17 protein-coding genes and 1 pseudogene are annotated in these 16,580 nt (G+C 68.1%); 9 read left to right on the top strand and 9 right to left on the bottom strand.

What is annotated here, in order from left to right; genetic code table 11:
* Window positions 1-39: 39 nt before the first annotated feature.
* Complete coding sequence (locus AB0N89_RS13975; protein ID WP_364204327.1) at window positions 40-405, top strand: nuclear transport factor 2 family protein; 366 nt, start codon at window positions 40-42, stop codon at window positions 403-405.
* Window positions 406-674: 269 nt separating this feature from the next.
* Here AB0N89_RS13975 and AB0N89_RS13970 read toward each other — a convergent pair whose 3' ends face one another.
* The 3 genes and pseudogenes from AB0N89_RS13970 to AB0N89_RS13960 form a co-directional block, all read right to left on the bottom strand.
* Window positions 675-1,712: a DUF222 domain-containing protein gene (locus AB0N89_RS13970; protein WP_364204387.1), complete on the bottom strand. Its 1,038-nt coding sequence runs from the start codon at window positions 1,710-1,712 to the stop codon at window positions 675-677.
* A 199-nt stretch (window positions 1,713-1,911) separates the two neighbouring features.
* Window positions 1,912-2,079: pseudogene (locus AB0N89_RS13965) on the bottom strand (IS30 family transposase); the annotation flags it as partial.
* A 31-nt stretch (window positions 2,080-2,110) separates the two neighbouring features.
* Window positions 2,111-2,563: a MarR family winged helix-turn-helix transcriptional regulator gene (locus AB0N89_RS13960; RefSeq protein WP_364204325.1), complete on the bottom strand. Its 453-nt coding sequence runs from the start codon at window positions 2,561-2,563 to the stop codon at window positions 2,111-2,113.
* Window positions 2,564-2,703: 140 nt separating this feature from the next.
* Between AB0N89_RS13960 and AB0N89_RS13955 the strand changes: the two genes are divergently transcribed.
* Window positions 2,704-3,750: an acyl-CoA desaturase gene (locus AB0N89_RS13955; protein WP_364204323.1), complete on the top strand. Its 1,047-nt coding sequence runs from the start codon at window positions 2,704-2,706 to the stop codon at window positions 3,748-3,750.
* Between the two features lie 31 nt (window positions 3,751-3,781).
* The gene (locus AB0N89_RS13950; RefSeq protein ID WP_364204321.1) at window positions 3,782-4,132 is read left to right on the top strand and encodes a transcriptional regulator; all 351 of its coding nucleotides are present in this window, start codon (window positions 3,782-3,784) and stop codon (window positions 4,130-4,132) included.
* Here the strand turns inward: AB0N89_RS13950 and AB0N89_RS13945 are convergent.
* From AB0N89_RS13945 to AB0N89_RS13920, 6 genes are all read right to left on the bottom strand, one after another.
* The gene (locus tag AB0N89_RS13945) at window positions 4,120-5,253 is read right to left on the bottom strand and encodes a S8 family peptidase (protein ID WP_364204385.1); all 1,134 of its coding nucleotides are present in this window, start codon (window positions 5,251-5,253) and stop codon (window positions 4,120-4,122) included. The genes AB0N89_RS13950 and AB0N89_RS13945 overlap by 13 nt on opposite strands.
* A gap of 121 nt (window positions 5,254-5,374) precedes the next feature.
* On the bottom strand, window positions 5,375-5,929 hold the full coding sequence (hsaB, locus tag AB0N89_RS13940; protein WP_364204320.1) for a 3-hydroxy-9,10-secoandrosta-1,3,5(10)-triene-9,17-dione monooxygenase reductase subunit: 555 nt from the start codon (window positions 5,927-5,929) through the stop codon (window positions 5,375-5,377).
* Window positions 5,926-6,840 (bottom strand): iron-dependent extradiol dioxygenase HsaC, encoded by a 915-nt coding sequence (hsaC, locus tag AB0N89_RS13935; protein WP_364204318.1) that lies wholly within the window; start codon window positions 6,838-6,840, stop codon window positions 5,926-5,928. Before hsaC ends, hsaB begins: the two co-directional genes overlap by 4 nt.
* Window positions 6,840-7,688, bottom strand: a complete 849-nt coding sequence (gene hsaD / locus AB0N89_RS13930; protein WP_364204316.1) for a 4,5:9,10-diseco-3-hydroxy-5,9,17-trioxoandrosta-1(10),2-diene-4-oate hydrolase — start codon at window positions 7,686-7,688, stop codon at window positions 6,840-6,842. Before hsaD ends, hsaC begins: the two co-directional genes overlap by 1 nt.
* Window positions 7,688-8,863 (bottom strand): 3-hydroxy-9,10-secoandrosta-1,3,5(10)-triene-9,17-dione monooxygenase oxygenase subunit, encoded by a 1,176-nt coding sequence (gene hsaA / locus AB0N89_RS13925; protein WP_364204314.1) that lies wholly within the window; start codon window positions 8,861-8,863, stop codon window positions 7,688-7,690. The genes hsaD and hsaA overlap by 1 nt, the downstream gene beginning before the upstream one ends.
* A 43-nt stretch (window positions 8,864-8,906) precedes the next feature.
* Window positions 8,907-10,505, bottom strand: coding sequence for an FAD-binding protein (locus tag AB0N89_RS13920; protein WP_364204312.1), 1,599 nt, complete (start codon window positions 10,503-10,505; stop codon window positions 8,907-8,909).
* A gap of 99 nt (window positions 10,506-10,604) precedes the next feature.
* Between AB0N89_RS13920 and kstD the strand changes: the two genes are divergently transcribed.
* Genes kstD through AB0N89_RS13890 form a run of 6 tightly spaced genes read left to right on the top strand, consistent with a single transcriptional unit; the run spans window position 10,605 to window position 16,366 of the window.
* Window positions 10,605-12,275: a 3-oxosteroid 1-dehydrogenase gene (gene kstD / locus AB0N89_RS13915; RefSeq protein ID WP_364204310.1), complete on the top strand. Its 1,671-nt coding sequence runs from the start codon at window positions 10,605-10,607 to the stop codon at window positions 12,273-12,275.
* Window positions 12,272-13,411 (top strand): Rieske 2Fe-2S domain-containing protein, encoded by a 1,140-nt coding sequence (locus tag AB0N89_RS13910; protein WP_364204308.1) that lies wholly within the window; start codon window positions 12,272-12,274, stop codon window positions 13,409-13,411. The genes kstD and AB0N89_RS13910 overlap by 4 nt, the downstream gene beginning before the upstream one ends.
* The gene (locus AB0N89_RS13905; RefSeq protein WP_364204306.1) at window positions 13,408-13,668 is read left to right on the top strand and encodes a hypothetical protein; all 261 of its coding nucleotides are present in this window, start codon (window positions 13,408-13,410) and stop codon (window positions 13,666-13,668) included. Before AB0N89_RS13910 ends, AB0N89_RS13905 begins: the two co-directional genes overlap by 4 nt.
* Entirely contained in the window at window positions 13,665-14,690 is a 1,026-nt protein-coding gene (locus tag AB0N89_RS13900) for a ferredoxin--NADP reductase (RefSeq protein ID WP_364204304.1), read from the top strand. The genes AB0N89_RS13905 and AB0N89_RS13900 overlap by 4 nt, the downstream gene beginning before the upstream one ends.
* Before the next feature lie 10 nt (window positions 14,691-14,700).
* Complete coding sequence (locus AB0N89_RS13895) at window positions 14,701-15,564, top strand: MaoC/PaaZ C-terminal domain-containing protein (RefSeq protein ID WP_364204302.1); 864 nt, start codon at window positions 14,701-14,703, stop codon at window positions 15,562-15,564.
* A 52-nt stretch (window positions 15,565-15,616) separates the two neighbouring features.
* Window positions 15,617-16,366: a methyltransferase domain-containing protein gene (locus tag AB0N89_RS13890; RefSeq protein ID WP_364204383.1), complete on the top strand. Its 750-nt coding sequence runs from the start codon at window positions 15,617-15,619 to the stop codon at window positions 16,364-16,366.
* The last annotated feature ends 214 nt before the right edge of the window (window positions 16,367-16,580 follow it).

Below are 16,580 nucleotides of genomic sequence, written 5' to 3'. Positions count from 1 at the left end.
TGGTGTCTGACGGGGTGAAGATCGACGAAAGGAACCATCATGACCAGTCCGGCTTTGGACGTCGCGCTCGCCTACCACCAGGCGTGGACCGGCAAGGACTTCGAGAAGGCGATGACCTACGTCGCCGACGACATCGCCTGCCACACACCCGGCGGGCCGCTTTCCGGCGCGGAGGCGTTTCGCGGGTTCATGGGCCCGTTCACCGAGATCCTGACCGGGTCGACCCTGCTCGCGGCGTTCGGGGACGAGACGACGGCGCTGCTGATGTACGACACGGCGACCCTGCCGGTGGCGAGCGCTCCCGGGGCGGAGATGCTGACCGTGCGGGAGGGGAAGATCGTGGAATTGCGGATCGTGTTCGATCGGGCTCCTTTCGACGCGGCGCGGGCTGCTGCGGGGTCTTAGCGGGGGGGGCAGAGGACCGTTCGCGTCAGGCCAGCACCGTCTCCGCCCTCACCACGCCCGAAGCGGACGGTGCTGGCGAGAGGCGGGGGGGCACGGCGAGCGGATCCCCTCAGTGCCCTCGCCACAGCTTTCGGAGGGAACGGTGTCCTGTTCACGATGTCCTGACCCATGGCATCGGCAGAACACGACACCTCACGACCGCGCCGGCACGCGGGTTCCAAGCCACCCGATGGCGCGCATCCTGCCAGCGGTGAGGACGTTCGTGCCGGTCAGAACGGCGGGGTGTCGTCCTCCGGTTCCAGCCGCGGGTCGTGGAGCGGCTCGGGCGTCGCGTCGTAGGTGCGACCGGTGGGGGTGGTGATTGTCATGCCGCCGTTGCCGGTCGGCGCAGCGGACCAGCCGGGTTCTTCCTTGAGCAGATTGTGGATCTTGCAGGCCGCGTGACAGTTGTGGTGGTCGGTCCGGCCGTGGCGAGCCCAGGTGACGATGTGGTCGATTTCGGAGAACTCGGCCGGTCGGTGGCAGCCGGGATGAGTGCATTCCCGATCCCGCGCCTTGATCAACCGAGCCAGCGACGCCGGAGACCGGTACTTCTCGGCACCGGCCTCCAGAATCTGCCCGGTGGCGGGGTCGGTGATCAGCCGTGACCAGGTCGAGCCGGGATCGGAGGCGATCTCGCGGACGAGCCAGTCCGGGATGGGCCCGTACCCGGCCAGGGTCGCGGGATCGTCGCGCGCTCCGGCCAGCGTCAGCAGATCCACGTAGACATGGATGTGCGCGCGAGGCTTTCCGTGACCGTCCTCGGCCAGTAGTCGTTCGGCGAACACGTCCGCACGATGCTGATCCAGGGTCCGGGATTTGTCTTGCGCCCGGCGCGCCTGCGCGGCGCGGTTCATGGACGCGTAAATCGAGCTGGCCACCTCGGCAGGCAGAAGACCGGAGAGAGTCGACATGGTCTCGTCTTCGTGTTCCAACGAAACGTGCCGCCGCGCGCGTTTCTTTTCCGCCCGCGCCTTGTAGCCCTCCCGGTCGAACTTCTGCACCGCGCCGCTCACCGATCTACCGATCGCCCTGGCATCACGATCGGCGAGCCGTTTGGCCATGAACGCGTCCACCTGCGCGGCGACCTCGTCCGAGACCTCGCGGGTCAGCTGACTGACCTTCGACGCCTTGTACAGATCGATGTCACCCTTCTCCAGCGCCGCCAACGTGTTCGGCAGGCGCGCCACGAGCGCACAGGACGTTTCGACCAGCAGAAAGGCTTGATTGCGAGAGACCGAGAAGCACAAGGCGAGCTCCTCGGCCACCGATCTTCGCGAGCCACCCACGGCGGCGAACTCGGCTATGGACCGCACCTGACGACCCTGCGCCTGCCGAAGCAGAATCTCTTCGTCGTGGGCGGTATCGAGAAGGCGAGCGGCTTTCGGATTAAAAACAAGAGAGGTGGTCATGTCCATGATCGTACTCGAACACGCGTTCGATTGCCATGAACGAGGGCAGGTGGTTTCAACGTGAGCACACGGCCTCTAGTCGGTGCAACACTTTGCCGAACGCTTCGATCGGATTAAGCCATTCCAACGTCTGCCGCGGCCGGTCGTTGAGTTCGTCGGCGATGGCATCAAGCTCGTCCTGCGAATACCCGGATAGGTCGGCTCCCTTGGGGAGGTACTGTCGGTGATGCACTGACCCTTTGAGCCCAGTCCAGCTAAACGCCCGTTCCACCCGCATTGCGGATCAGCCGCTGAAGCACCTTCACCGTTGTCACGTAGTCCGCATCGTCGATGCCTTCATGGAGGACGGCTCGGATCGCAGGGGCGTTGCGCGCGAGATCGACACGGGCCTGCTCTCCCTCCTCGGTGAGCCACAGCCGGTTCGCGGTGTCCCGAGTCAGCCAGCCACGCTCCAGGAGCACTTCGGCCTCCGCGGCCAGATCGTCCTCGGGACGGATGTAGGAGACCATCGCGGCTCCCAGTTCGGCCAAGGTCATTCCCTGGCCGTCGGGCGAGATGTCGTTCGCCGACAGGTTTCGCAGCAGCCAGAACTGAGGCTGGGTATAGCCCTTTTCGGCCTGTCGGGCCCGCGTGTACGCGATGAGCGCCTCGTAGGCGACACCGGTCCAATACGCGGCGGGCTGTCCGGCCAGTTCGACGTCGGACATGTCATGCCTCCCTTTGTCGCTTCTCATACGGAGACGGTAAAACCTCAAGCGCGGTAGAGGGCAAGGTAGGGCCAGCCCCCGCATCAACCCACCGGCCCACCGCATTCACCCCGCCCCGCCCCCGAACCAGACTCACCACGGTGACCGCAAACCTCCGCACAGGCAGCGATTTCGCCCGTCTGTCCCGCCGCGTCAGCGAAGCGGGCCTCCTCGACCGCCGTCCCGGCTACTACGTCTTCCGCATCGGCCTGGTCGCCACCCTCTTCGTCTCCGGCTGGATCGCCTTCTTCGCGATCGGGGACTCGTGGTGGCAGCTGGCGATCGCCGTGTTCCAGGCGGTGATGTTCGGCCAGATCGCCCTGCTGTCGCACGATCTCGCGCATCGCCAGGTGTTCCGGACCCGCCGCCCGAGCGAGGTCGCGGGCCGGATCGCGGGCAATCTCGGTGTCGGCATGAGTTACGGCTGGTGGATGGACAAGCACACCCGCCACCACGCGAACCCGAACCACGAGGACCTCGATCCCGACGTCGACCCGGACATCCTCGTGTGGTCGAAGGAGCAGGCGAAGGCCAGCAAGGGGCTTCCGCGGTTCATCGGCCGCTATCAGGCGTTCCTGTTCTTCCCGTTGCTCACCCTCGAAGGCCTGAACCTGCACTTCTCCGGCATCCGCGCGGTCTCGAAGCCGGGCCTCCGGCGACGCGGGCTCGAAGCGGCCTTGCTGCTGGCGCATTTCGCGCTCTACTTCAGCGCGTTGTTCGTCGTCCTGTCCCCTGGCAAGGCGCTCGTGTTCTTCATCGTCCACAAAGCACTGTGGGGTGTCTACATGGGATCGATCTTCGCGCCCAACCACAAGGGCATGCCGATCCTGTCCGGCGACACCGAACTCGACTTCCTGCGCAAGCAGGTGCTCACGTCCCGCAACGTCCGCGGTGGCCGGATCGTCGACGTCGCGCTCGGCGGGCTCAACTACCAGATCGAGCACCATCTCTTCCCGAGCATGCCGTCGCCGCATCTTCGCCGCGCCCGGCCCATCGTCCAAGGATACTGCGCGGAGATCGGCGTCCCGTATCACGAGACGGGGCTCGTCGAGTCGTATCGGCTCGCGTTGCGCAGTCTGCACGAAGCGGGTGAGCCGATCCGACTTTCGGAGAGTTCACCGGCTGAGACGGCCGCCGGACGTCGTTGACACTCCAGATACGGCTTCTTACTTTCAGTGCATGACGCCTTCGAAGATCTTCCCCGGCGCCACCCTGCATGCAGAACCGTTCCCGCGAGCCCTGCGCGCGGCGATCACGGCCAGCGGGCTGCCGCTGGACCGGATCCGCCATCGCCTCGAACTGCGCGGAGTCTCCATCAGTGTGCCGACGCTGAGCCATTGGCAATCGGGCAGACGCAGACCCGAACGCCCGGAATCCCTCCGGGCGCTCGCCGAGCTCGAACAGCTGTTGTCCTTGCCGCCGTTGGCTTTGAGCTCGCTCCTCGGACCGCCTCGGCCACGCGGACGGAAAAGCTCGGTCCCGGCGCGACGCCGGGACCGAGCCACCACCGAGGGAACCTATCCCACGTAGAGCGTGCGGTTCGGGCTACCGCTACCGGGGTTGGTGACCAGCCCCGGAGTCGAAGCGCTGATCAGCGCCTGGGCCACCTGCGCCGCGGTGGCGCCGGTGTGCGAAGACAGGTACAGCGCGGCGGCACCGGCGACGTGCGGAGCGGCGAACGAGGTGCCGTCACCGGTGTAGGTCGCGGTGTCGTTGTCCTTCCAGGCCGAGGTGATCGAGACGCCCGGCGCGAACAGGTCGACGACGGAGCCGTAGTTGGAGAAGGAAGCGCGGCGGTCGGTGCGATCCGCCGCGGCGACCGTCAGCGCTTCGGTGACCCGGGCGGGCGACGTGTTGGCGGCGTTCACGTTCGAATTACCGGCCGCGACCGTCCAGGTGACCCCCGCCTTGATCGAGTTCCGCACCGCGGTGTCCAGCGCGGTCGACGCGCCGCCACCGAGGCTGGCGTTGGCCACGGCGGGCTTCTTGGCGTTCTGGGTGATCCAGTTGACGCCGGAGATCACGCCCGCGGTCGTGCCGCTGCCATCGGAGCCGAGGACGCGCACCGGGTACAGCGAAGCGCCCTTGGCGACACCGTACTTCGCGCCGGCGATGGTGGCCGCGACGTGCGTGCCGTGGCCGTAACCGTCGTCCGCGTTCGTGTCATTGTCCACGAAATCGTAACCCTGCTTCACCCGGCCACCGAAATCGGTGTGCGTGGCGCGGATCCCGGTGTCGAGAACGTACACGTTCACATTCGAAGCGGTCGTCGAATAATTGTACTTGTTGTCCAGCGGAAGGTTCCGCTGATCGATGCGGTCGAGCCCCCAGGACGGCGGATTCGTCTGCGTCGCTTCGGCGTGCAGCACCTTGTTCTGCTCCACGAAGGCGACCGCCGGGTCGGCCGCGAGACGCCTGGCCTGCCGCTCCCCCAGCGCCACGGAGAAACCGCTGAGACCCTGCGTGTACTGCCGCCCGATCGTGCCGCCGAACTTGCCCGCCAGCGAAGGCTTGTCCGCGGTGGATCCGTCCTTGAGCACGACGATGTAGCTGTCGGCGAGGGCGCCCTCCGCACCGGCGCCCACGATCGCGCCCTCGGCGGCCTGCGCCGGCGTCACGCCTGCCAAGACCGTGACGACGGCGGCGGCCAACCCCATTCCGGCCAGTCTGCGAGAATTCACGTTGCTGTCCCCATTCCTTGGTGAGCTTCCGCCGAAAACGCTAAGCGGAAGCACCGGGAAAGGACAGCTTTACATTTTTTCGTTTATACGGTTATAACCAATCGTCCGGACGCGGCCACGGCATCAGCGCGGCGAGCGCGTCCGTCACCGGTTCGGTCACCGTGTACCGGCCGCGGTGGAACAACAGCGGCCGATCGTCGGACGGCTCCCCGAGCGCGGTCACCCTGCCGACGACGACGTAATGGTCACCCGCCTCGTGCACGGCTTCGAGCGTGCAGTCGATCCACGTCAAAGCCCCTGCCAGCAAAGGAGATCCGGACGGAGCGGGCGCCCAGTCGACCGACGCGAACTTGTCCGCGCCCCGGGCGCCGAACACCGCGCTGACGTCCTGCTGGTGCTCGGCGAGCACGTTGACGGCGAACCGGCCGGACTCGGCGAGCACCCCCCACGTCCGGGAAGTCTTGGCAGGGCAGAAAAGCACCAGCGGCGGATCCAGGGAGAGGGCCGCGAACGACTGGCACGCGAAGCCCACCGGCGCCTCGCCGTCGTGCCCGGTCACCACGGCGACACCGGTGCAGAAATGCCCGAGCACCGAGCGGAACCGCGCCGCGTCGATCTCCGATTCGACGTCCGTCACCGGGTTCACGACTGACCCTGCGGGCGGGCGCCGACTGAAAAGTCGTGTCCCCACAACGAAACCGCCGTACTCTCTCGGGCGATCCAGCTCTCGTCGTCCACTTGGCGTCCCTCGCAGCCGTATTCGACGTCGAAGCCACCGGGGGTCTTCATGTAGAACGAGAGCATCAGATCGTTGACGTGCCGCCCGAGGGTGGCCGACATCGGCACCTTCCGGCGGATGGCCCGGTCGAGACAGAGACCGACGTCGTCGGTGTTCTCCACTTCGACCATGAGATGCACGATGCCGCTCGGAGTCGGCATCGGCAGGAACGCGAGACTGTGGTGACGCGGGTTGCAGCCGAAGAACCGCAGCCACGCGGGCGCGCCGTCGGCGGGCCTGCCGACCATCTGGGGCGGCAGTTTCATCGAGTCCCGCAGCCGGAACCCGAGCACGTCACGATAGAACCGCAGGGACGCGTCGTCGTCGTGGGTGGACAGTACGACGTGCCCGAGCCCTTGCTCGCCGGTCACGAACCTGTGGCCGTACGGGCTCACCACGCGCCGATGTTGCAGCGCGACGCCGTGAAAGACTTCGAGCGTGTTGCCGGAAGGGTCCTCGAAGGACACCAGGCCGTCGACCCGGCGATCGGCCAGCTGATCCGGCGTTCCTTCCTTGTACGGCACCGAGTGCGCGTCGAGCGAGTCGCGGATCTCGTCGAGTTCGCCGGCGGTGGCGACCTCCCAGCCCGCCACGGCGAGCCTGTCGTGCTCCCCGGGGAAGACCACCAGCCGGGCCGGGAAGTCGTCCATGCGCAGATAGAGCGCTTCGGGGTTCGTGCCGGAGCCCTCGACCATGCCGAGGACCTTCAGCCCGTATTCGCGCCACGCGGCCATGTCGGTGGCTTCGATGCGGAGGTAGGCGAGTGAACGGATACCCATCAGGAGGCTCCCAGGAAGTCGAGTGCCAGCCGGTTGAACTCGTCGAACTTCTCCAGCTGCGCCCAGTGGCCGCAGCCGCCGAACACGTGCAGCTGGGCACGCGGGATCGTCTTGAGCGCGAGCAGCGCGCCGTCGAGCGGGTTGACCCGGTCCTCCCGGCCCCAGATGAGCAACACCCGCTGGCGCAGGCGGTGCGCCTCACGCCAGAGCATGCCCTCTTCGTAGGTTTCGGGCTGGGCGAACGACTTGCCCATCGCCTTCATCGCGGCGAGGGACTCGGGCGCGCTCGCGACGGCGAACCGCTCGTCGATCAGTTCGTCGGTGATCAAGGACTGGTCGTGCACCATGACCCGCAGGAAGGCTTCGAGCTTTTCCCGGCTCGGCCCCGGCGGGGCACTGAACCGGCCCAGGTTCTTGATGCCCTCGGTCGGATCGGGTGCGAACAGGTTGATGCTCAGCCCACCCGGCCCCATCAGGACCAGACGTCCGGCGCGTTTCGGATGATTGAGCGCGAGCCGTACGGACGTCCCGCCGCCGAGCGAGTTGCCGACGAAGTGCGCGCGCTCGATGCCGAGTTCGTCCATCAGCCCGACGACCGCGTCCGCGCTGTGCCGGAAGTACTGCGGATGCTCGGTCGGTTTGTCCGAGCGGCCGAACCCGGGCTGGTCGATGGCCAGCGTCCGGTAGTTCTTGCCGAACACCGGCAGGTTGCGGCCGAAGTTGCTCCACGCCGACGCGCCGGGGCCGCCACCGTGCAGGAGGATCACCGTCTCCGGATGTTCCGTACCCGCTTCATGGTAGTGCAGCTTCAATCCACCTTGGACGGTGGCGTACTTGCCTTCGGTCATCAGACCATCGCATTCTCGACGGGCAGCCCGAAGGCGCCGGTTCCGAACATGACGTACGCGCGCTCGGCGTCGTTCGCCGCGTGCACCCGCCCGGCGTGGGCGTCGCGCCAGAAACGCTGGATCGGAGTGCCGGCCTTCAAGGCGCGGCCGCCGGAGTTCTCGAAGAGCCTGTCGATCGCGAAGATCGCGCGCTCCGTGCCGCGGACCTGGTCGCGGCGGACGCGCAGCCGCGTGGGGAACGGCAGCTTCTCCCCCTTGCACGCCAGCTGGTACAGCTCGTCGATGTTGTGCGTCAGCTGGAGCCAGGCCGCGTCGATCTCGCTCGCCGCCTCGGCGATCCGCACCTTGGCGAAGGGGTCCTCTTTGGACTGCTCGCCCGCGTACGCCGCGCGGACCCGCTTGCCCTGATGCTCGACGTGCGCGTCGTAGGCGCCCTGCGCCATCCCGATGATGGGCGCGGTGATCGTGCTCGGATGCACCGAACCGTACGGCAGTTTGTACAGCGGACCGGGATTGATCTCCTGCCCGGGCGTCTTGCACTTCGACGTCGCGATGAAGCTGAGCGCGCGGTGTTTCGGGACGAAGACGTCGTTCACGATGATGTCATTGGACCCGGTGCCGCGCAGGCCCACGGTGTCCCAGACGTCTTCGATCGTGTAGTCGGAGATCGGCACCAGGTAGGTGCAGAAGTCGACGGGCTTGCCGCCGGAGAACACCGGTCCGCCCAGCAGTACCCAGGTCGCGTGGTCGCAGCCGGAGGAGAAGCTCCAGCGCCCGCTGAGCCGGTAGCCGCCGTCGACGACGTCCGCCTTGCCCATCGGCGCGTACGACGAGGAGACGCGGACGTCGACGTCGTCGCCCCAGACGTCCTGCTGCGCCTGCGCTTCGAACAGGCCGAGGTGCCACGGGTGGACGCCGAGGATGGAGGCGACCCAGCCCGTGGAACCGCAGGCGCTCGCGATGAGTTTGACCGCGGTGTAGAAGCTGACCGGGTCGGCTTCGAGACCACCGAACGTCTTCGGCTGCAGCAGTTTGAAGAAACCGGTCTCCTGCAGGGCCTTGACGGATTCCTCGGGAACGCGCCTGGCGTCCTCCGCCTCCTGCGCCCGTTCCCGCAGGACCGGCAGCAGCTCCCGGATCCCCGCGATCACGTCCTGCGCGGCGTGCTCGCTCATATGCGTTCCCTCTCTCGCCATACTCCGTGAACCGGATTCAAGACTAGAACACGTTCTCGTTCTTGTCGACCGATCCCCGGTCGAGCGCACTGTGCGCTCCCGCACGGCGGCCGGAAAACACGCAGTCGGCCAGCGACAGGCCGCTCACATAGGACCTAGAACAGATTCCCACCGCGGTCCGGCCCGCCGCGTACAGACCGCGGATCGGGGCACCGGAACCGGAACGGACGGCGCCGGTCTCCTCGTCCACGACCAGGCCGCCCAGCGTCAGCATCGGGCACGGATAGCCGAGGTTCGGTTTGATCGAGACGTCGATCAGCGAGTACGGCGCCCGGTCCAGCGGGCGCGCGAATTCCGGGGGTTTGCCCATCGGATCCGCGCCGGAACGTGCGGCTTCGACGCTGGCGGCCAGCCCCACTGGGTCCACACCCGCCTTGCGCGCGACGTCTTCGAGCGAGCCCGCGACGACGCGTTGCCGCAGCAGGTAGCGCACCTGAAGTCCTTGGAACCACTGACTTTGCTTCCGCGCGTCACGGCGCACCTCACGGACGATGGCGTCGTCGACCAGCAGCCAGCCGCGTCCTTCGTGCTCGGCGATCATGCGTTCGCCGACGGCCGCGCCGTACCGGGATTCGTCGATGATCCGGCCGCCCGACTTGCTCACGAGCAAGCCGCCGAGGAACGCCGACGGCGGGGTGATGAAGCGCCAGGCGGAGATCCGCCCGAGTTCCGCGGTGGCCCCGCCCGCCTCGACCCCCATCCGGATCCCGGACCCGTCGTCGGCGGAGGTCCCGAGCGCGAGGCCGCCGCGATACGCGGGCGCGTGCTCGCGCACCATCTCGCGGTTCGCGATGAACCCGCCCGCCGCGAGGACGACCCCGCGCGAGGCGGATATCCGCAGCTCACGGCCGTAGCGGCGTTCGATCCGCTCCACCCGCCGATGCAGCGACTTCCGCAGCGACGGCACGTAGATCCCCGGCTTCGCGGCGTACGCGGCCAGCTTCCGATGCGCCGCCCGCACACGCGCGGGCGCGTCCCGCAGGGTGGACACGACGACACCGGTCACGGTCCCACCGGCGTCCACGATCAGATTTCGGGCGGTGGTCTGCGGCAGCACCTGGATCCCGCGACTCCGCACGGCCTCTGCCAGGCGTTTCATCAGCAGCTTTCCGGAGGTCCCGGGGCCTTTGACCCGATGCCCGCGCGGCGCCGGCTTGGCCGTGTCACGGAAGCCGCCCGCCGCCTCACTGCCCGAGTAGTACAGATAGTGCTTGTCGCTCGGATACGACGTCTTATAAGGACAAAGACTGCCCTCGAAGGGCACGCCGTTGCCCTCCAGCCAGGAGATCATCTCCGTGCTCCCCGCGCAGAACCGCCGCAGGGTCTCCTCGGAGACGACGTCGCCGACCTCGAGCCGCAGGTAGTCGTACATCGCGTCGACGCTGTCGTCGACGCCCGCGTCCCGTTGGTGCGCCGTCCCGCCACCGGCGTAGACGACACCTCCGCTGACGGCGCTCGCGCCACCGCCGGAGAACCGGTCCAGCACGAGCACCCTGGCTCCGGCGTCGGCGGCCTCGATCGCCGCACAGGCGCCGGCCGCCCCGAAGCCCACGATCACCACATCCGCGATGAGGGAGTCCATGACCCCACCCTAGAACTAGAACACGTTCTCGTCTATGGTGACTGGAGCAGCGCGAATGCTGCTACATGCTTCCTACAACGTGTTTCAGGTGAGGGGCGTATGGACTACGACGTGATCGTGGCGGGCAGTGGTGCCGCCGGGATGACCGCCGCACTGTCCGCGGCCCATCGGGGACTCGACGTCCTGGTCGTGGAGAAGGCCGCGCGTTTCGGTGGCTCGACCGCGCGATCCGGCGGCGGCGTCTGGATCCCGGGCAACCACGCGCTGCGTACCGCCGGGATCTCCGAACCCCCGGAGCGGGCGCACGAATACCTGGAGTCGATCGTCGGTGACGTCGTCCCGGCCGAACTCCGGTCTGCCTTCCTCGACCGCGGTCCCGAAGTCCTGTCCTTCGTCTGCGACAAGACACCGTTGCGCTTCCGCTGGGTCCGCGGCTACTCGGACTACCACCCGGAAGCCCCCGGCGGCCGGCCCGGCGGACGGTCGGTCGAACCGGCCGCGTTCGACGGCAACCTGCTCGGACCGGAACTGGCGAATCTGGAGCCGCCGTACAGTGCTCCCCCGCTGGGCGTCCCGATCACCCAGGCGGACTACCGGTGGCTGAGCCTGCTCGCCCGGCATCCCCGCGGCATCCTCCGCGTCCTCGGTCTCGGCGGACGCTGGCTCGTCGGCCGGATCCGCCGTCAGCGGCTCCTTTCCATGGGGCAAGCGCTTGCGGCCGGGCTGCGCGAGGGTCTGCGACGGGCGAACGTCCCGGTCTGGCTGGACACGCCGCTCGTGGACCTGAAGGTCGAAGGCGACCGCGTGGTCGGCGTCGTCGTCCGCCACGAGGGCGAGGAGAAGCTGATCCGCGCCCGGCTCGGCGTCGTCCTCGGCGCGGGCGGGTTCGAGCGCAACGAAGAGATGCGGGTCAAGTACCAGCGGGCGCCCATCGGCACCGAATGGACGGTCGGCGCCGAAGCCAACACCGGCGACGCCATCGACGCCGGGCTCAAACTCGGCGCGGCCGTCGACCTGATGGACGACGCCTGGTGGGGTCCGTCCATCCCGCTGACCGGCGGCCCGTGGTTCGCGCTCGCCGAGCGGTCACGGCCGGGCTGCCTGATGGTCAACACGCGGGGCGAACGCTTCGTCAACGAGTCCGCGCCCTACGTCGAGGCCGTGCACGCGATGTACGGCGACGGTGACGGCCCCGGCGAGAACATCCCGACCTGGCTGGTGTTCGACCAGCGCAACCGCAACCGGTACATGTTCACCGGCCTCGGCCCGCGCCAGCCGCTGCCCGGCCGCTGGTTCAAAGCGGGCATCGCGGTCAAAGCGAGCACGATCGCGAAACTCGCCGAGCGGATCGAGGTCCCGGCCGAAGCGCTGGAGAACACCGTGCGGCGGTTCAACGGCTTCGCGAAGAGCGGCGTGGACGAGGACTTCCACCGCGGGCGCAGCGCGTACGACCACTACTACGGCGACCCTCGGAACAAGCCCAATCCGAGCCTGGGCCCGCTGGACGTCGCGCCGTACTACGCGGTGAAGATCGTGCCCGGCGACCTGGGCACCAAGGGCGGGTTGAGGATCGATCCGCACGCGCGTGTCCTGCGCGAAGACGGTTCGGTGATCGACGGACTCTACGCGGCGGGCAACACGAGCGCGGCGGTGATGGGCCGCACCTACGCGGGCCCCGGCGCGACGATCGGCCCGGCGATGGTGTTCGGCTACCTTGCGGCCGAGCACCTCGCGAAGCAAGATCACACCAAAGCGGGAGGCAGCCGATGACGACGGAATCCGTACGGCAGATCGACGCGGGCGCGCTCCCTTCGCGGTTCGCGCGCGGCTGGCACTGTCTCGGCCTCGCCGAGACGTTCCGGGACGGGAAGCCGCACGCCATCACGGCGTTCGGGACGAAGCTGGTGGTCTTCGCCGATTCGTCCGGCAAGCTGAACGTGCTCGACGGGTACTGCCGCCACATGGGCGGCGACCTCACCCAGGGCGAGGTCAAGGGCGACGAGATCGCCTGCCCGTTCCACGACTGGCGCTGGAACGGCAACGGCAAATGCGTCTCGATCCCCTACGCCAAGCGGGTTCCGCTGCGCGCGCGGACCAAGACGTGGCAGGTGCTGGAAGAGAACAAGCAGCTGTTCGTCTGGCACGACGCGGAGGGCAACCCGCCGCCCGAGGACGTCGTCATCCCGCGGATCGAGGGCGTGTTCACCGGCGAGTGGAGCAACTGGACCTGGGACTCGGTGCTGATCGAGGGCTCCAACTGCCGCGAGATCATCGACAACATGGTCGACATGGCGCACTTCTTCTACATCCACTACGCCTTCCCGACCTACTTCAAGAACGTGTTCGAAGGGCATATCGCCACGCAGTACCTGAACACGAAGGGCCGTCCGGACAAGGGGATGGCGTCCAACTACGGCGGCGAGGAGAACCTGCTGCGGTCGGAGGCGTCGTACTTCGGACCCTCGTACATGATCAACAAGCTGCTCAACACGTACCAGGGTTTCGAGATCGAGAACGTGCTGATCAACTGCCACTACCCGGTCACCGAGAACTCGTTCGTGCTGCAGTGGGGCGTGAGCGTGAAGAAGTTCGAGGGCGTCTCGGACGAGCACGCGGACAAGATCGCCGGCAAGTTCGCCAAGGGCATCGGCGTCGGCTTCCTGCAGGACGTGGAGATCTGGCGCAACAAGACGCGGATCGACAACCCGTTGCTGTGCGAGGAGGACGGCCCGGTCTACCAGCTGCGCCGCTGGTACGACCAGTTCTACGTGGACGCCGCCGACGTCACCGAGGACATGACGCGGCGGTTCGAGTTCGAAGTGGACACCAGCCGCGCCAACGAGGTCTGGGCGGCGGAGGTGGCCGACAACCTGGCGAGGCAGCAGGCGGAAGAGGCCGGGGTGTGAAGCCCGAGACCGCCGAGTTCCTCACCGCCGGGCTACGGCCGCTGAGCTGCCGCGCGTGCGGGACGTGTGTGCTGGTCAAGAAGAACAGCATGCAGCACACCAGCATCCAGTGGACGAGTGACGCGTCCCGCAGCTGCCCGGTGTTCGCGGAGCAGAAGGCATCCGGGGCGCAGACGGCGTTGCTCGACACCTGCGGCAATCTCAGCGAGAGCATCGAGATCGCCTTGAAGGACGGCTTGCTGGAGGTACCCGGATGAGCGGTCCCGTGACCGTGACCGTGGCCGAGGTGATCACCGAGACGGCCGACGCACGCTCGATCGTGTTCGAGATCCCGGCCGAGCACGCTGCCGTTTTCGCTTACGCACCAGGGCAGTTCCTCACTGTCCGGGTGCCGAGCGAGCGGACCGGCTCCGTGGCCCGCTGCTATTCGCTCTCCAGCGCGCCGCACGAGAACCGGGTCCAGGTCACCGTCAAACGCACCGCCGACGGCTACGGGTCGAACTGGCTCTGCGACAACCTCCGGGCGGGCCAGGAGGTCCAGGTCCTGCCGCCGTCCGGGGTGTTCAGCCCCGCGTCGCTCGACGAGGACTTCCTGCTGCTCGCGGGCGGCAGCGGCATCACGCCGGTGATGTCGATCCTGAAGTCCGCGCTGGAGCACGGAACCGGCAAGGTGGTGCTGCTCTACGCCAACCGCGACGAAGGGTCGGTGATCTTCGCGCGGGAGCTCGCGGACCTCGCCGCGAAGCACGCGGACAGGCTGGTCGTGACGCATTGGCTGGAGAGCCTGCAAGGGCTGCCGACCGAGGCGCACCTTCGCGCGCTGGTGACGCCGTACACCGCGCACGAGGCGTTCATCTGCGGCCCCGGCCCGTTCATGGACGCCGCGCGCACGGTGCTCAAGGACCTCGGGCTGCCACGCAAACGGATCCACCTGGAGCGGTTCCTGTCCCTCGGCGGGAACCCGTTCGAGGTGGCCGAACCGGTCGCCGTCGAAGAGTCCGAGGCCCCGGCGAAGGTCGAAGTCACCCTCGACGGCGAGACCAGGAACCTCGACTGGCCGCGCCGGACGAAACTGCTGGACCTGTTGCTGGAAAAGGGTTTCGACGCGCCGTACTCGTGCCGCGAGGGCCAGTGCAGCGCGTGTGCCTGCCGGATCACCTCCGGGGAGGTCAAGATGCTGAACAACGAGGTCCTCGACGGCGACGACATCGCCGAAGGCATCGTGCTGGCGTGCCAGTCCCTGCCACTGACCGACGAGGTCACCGTCACCTACGAGTAGGAGTTCCCCCGTGCCCATCGATCCTTCGGTCGCGATCGGCGCCGACCTCGGCGAGGTGAGCTTCGCCTGGACCGCGTCGGACGTGCAGCTCTACCACCTGGCGCTGGGCGCCGGCTCCGATCCGATGAGCCCGCGGGAGCTGCGCTACACCTACGAGGACGGCCTCCAGGTGCTGCCGACGTTCGCCACCGTGGCGGCGAACCTGCGCGTGTTCGAACCGCCCGCGGTCTCCTTCCCCGGCGTCGAGGTGGACCTCGGGAAGGTGTTGCACGGCAAGCAGGAGGTGATCGCGCACCGGCCGATCCCGACGTCGGGCAAGGCCGTGGCCCGGACGCGGATCGTCGACGTCTTCGACAAGGGCAAGGCGGCCGTGATCGTGAACGAGACGGTCGCCACCGACTCCGGCGGCACTCCGCTGTGGACGCTGCGATCGAGCATCTTCGCCCGCGGCGAAGGAGGTTTCGGCGGCGAACGCGGCCCGTCCGACCGCGTCGAGCTCCCGTCGCGGGATCCGGACGCGGTCATCGACACCCCGACGCTGCCGCAGCAGGCGCTGCTCTACCGGCTCTGCGGGGACCGCAACCCGCTGCACGCCGACCCCGGGTTCGCCGCGGCGTCCGGGTTCGACAAGCCGATCCTGCACGGCCTGTGCACCTACGGCGTCGTCGCGAAGGCCGTCACCGACGAGTTCCTCGACGGCGACACCTCCCGCGTCGCGTCGTTCTCGGCCAAGTTCGCCGGCGTCGTCTTCCCCGGCGAGCCGCTGCGGACCCGCGTCTGGCGGGAGCCCGCCGGGCTGCTGATCACGACGTCGGCGCCGGATCGGGACGAGGCGCCCGTCCTTTCCGACACTTTCTTGACCACGACAGACTGAATCCTCGTTCCCGCTGGTAGCGGGTCTGGCTAGACTCGGCCGGGTGCGCCCCTTGATCTCCGACCCGTACGCCGAACTCGGCCGGGACTACGCGCGATCAAGACGTCCGGACCCCCGGATCGCGGCCACCGTGACAGCCGCTCTCGGCGACGCGCGCTCGGTGGTCAACGTCGGTGCCGGAACCGGCTCCTACGAGCCGGCCGACCGCGATGTGATCGCCGTCGAGCCGTCTTCACGCATGATCGCGCAGCGTCCCGCGGCGGCGGCTCCCGCCGTCCAGGCCTGCGCGGAAGGGCTGCCTTTCCCCGACGGCGCCTTCGACGTCGGCCTGGCCGTGCTCACCGTGCACCACTGGACGGACGTGACCGCCGGGCTGGCCGAGTTGCGGCGGGTGTCGCGCCGCCAGGTGATCGTGACCTGGGACCAGGCGGTGTTCGCGCGGTTCTGGCTGGTGCGGGACTACCTGCCAGAGATCGCCGAGCACGAGAGCAGGCTGGCCTGCCTCGACAGGATCGTCGAGGAGCTGCGCGCGGCGGGCGAGACACCCGCCGTCGCCCCGCTGCCGGTGCCCTCGGACTGCGTCGACGGGTTCCTCGGCGCGTATTGGCGCAGGCCGGAGGCCTACCTGTCCGAGCGGGTGCGCGCCGGGATGTCCGGAGTCGCGCTGCTGGACCAGAACGTCGTCGCCGACGCCGTCGGGCGGCTGCGGGCGGACCTCGCCGACGGGCACTGGCACCGGCATCACGTCGGCCTGCTCGGCCGGACGGAACTGGATCTGGGGTACCGGCTCGTCACGACGTGACCGCGCCAGGTGGCGGAGCAGAGAGGTGCCCCGGCAAAGGACGCCTTGTACGGGCATCGTGACGTAGACGACAGGCAGCGTCCTGCCGATGTCGATCGCGGACGCGGGTTCATCCAGGTGACTCAGTACACAGTGGACACTGTCCGTGGCGTGGACAGCGGTCGACCTCTTCCGCGAGGCGTGGTATTCATGGCTTTCGTGACAGCGAGGACGG

It is taken from the genome of Amycolatopsis sp. NPDC089917, assembly GCF_040684635.1.
Taxonomy (GTDB): domain Bacteria; phylum Actinomycetota; class Actinomycetes; order Mycobacteriales; family Pseudonocardiaceae; genus Amycolatopsis.
Note: the sequence above shows the minus strand (reverse complement) of the source record. Positions and strands in the feature narration are given on the sequence as shown.

Excerpts from the sequence above, each read along its gene's own strand:
- hsaA (WP_364204314.1), bottom strand. The coding sequence starts at position 8,863 with ATGAGCGAGCACGCCGCGCAGGACGTGATCGCGGGGATCCGGGAGCTG.
- AB0N89_RS13960 (WP_364204325.1), bottom strand. The coding sequence starts at position 2,563 with ATGTCCGACGTCGAACTGGCCGGACAGCCCGCCGCGTATTGGACCGGT.
- hsaD (WP_364204316.1), bottom strand. The coding sequence starts at position 7,688 with ATGACCGAAGGCAAGTACGCCACCGTCCAAGGTGGATTGAAGCTGCAC.
- AB0N89_RS13975 (WP_364204327.1), top strand. The coding sequence starts at position 40 with ATGACCAGTCCGGCTTTGGACGTCGCGCTCGCCTACCACCAGGCGTGG.
- AB0N89_RS13910 (WP_364204308.1), top strand. The coding sequence starts at position 12,272 with ATGACGACGGAATCCGTACGGCAGATCGACGCGGGCGCGCTCCCTTCG.
- hsaC (WP_364204318.1), bottom strand. The coding sequence starts at position 6,840 with ATGGGTATCCGTTCACTCGCCTACCTCCGCATCGAAGCCACCGACATG.
- kstD (WP_364204310.1), top strand. The coding sequence starts at position 10,605 with ATGGACTACGACGTGATCGTGGCGGGCAGTGGTGCCGCCGGGATGACC.
- AB0N89_RS13900 (WP_364204304.1), top strand. The coding sequence starts at position 13,665 with ATGAGCGGTCCCGTGACCGTGACCGTGGCCGAGGTGATCACCGAGACG.
- AB0N89_RS13920 (WP_364204312.1), bottom strand. The coding sequence starts at position 10,505 with ATGGACTCCCTCATCGCGGATGTGGTGATCGTGGGCTTCGGGGCGGCC.
- AB0N89_RS13950 (WP_364204321.1), top strand. The coding sequence starts at position 3,782 with ATGACGCCTTCGAAGATCTTCCCCGGCGCCACCCTGCATGCAGAACCG.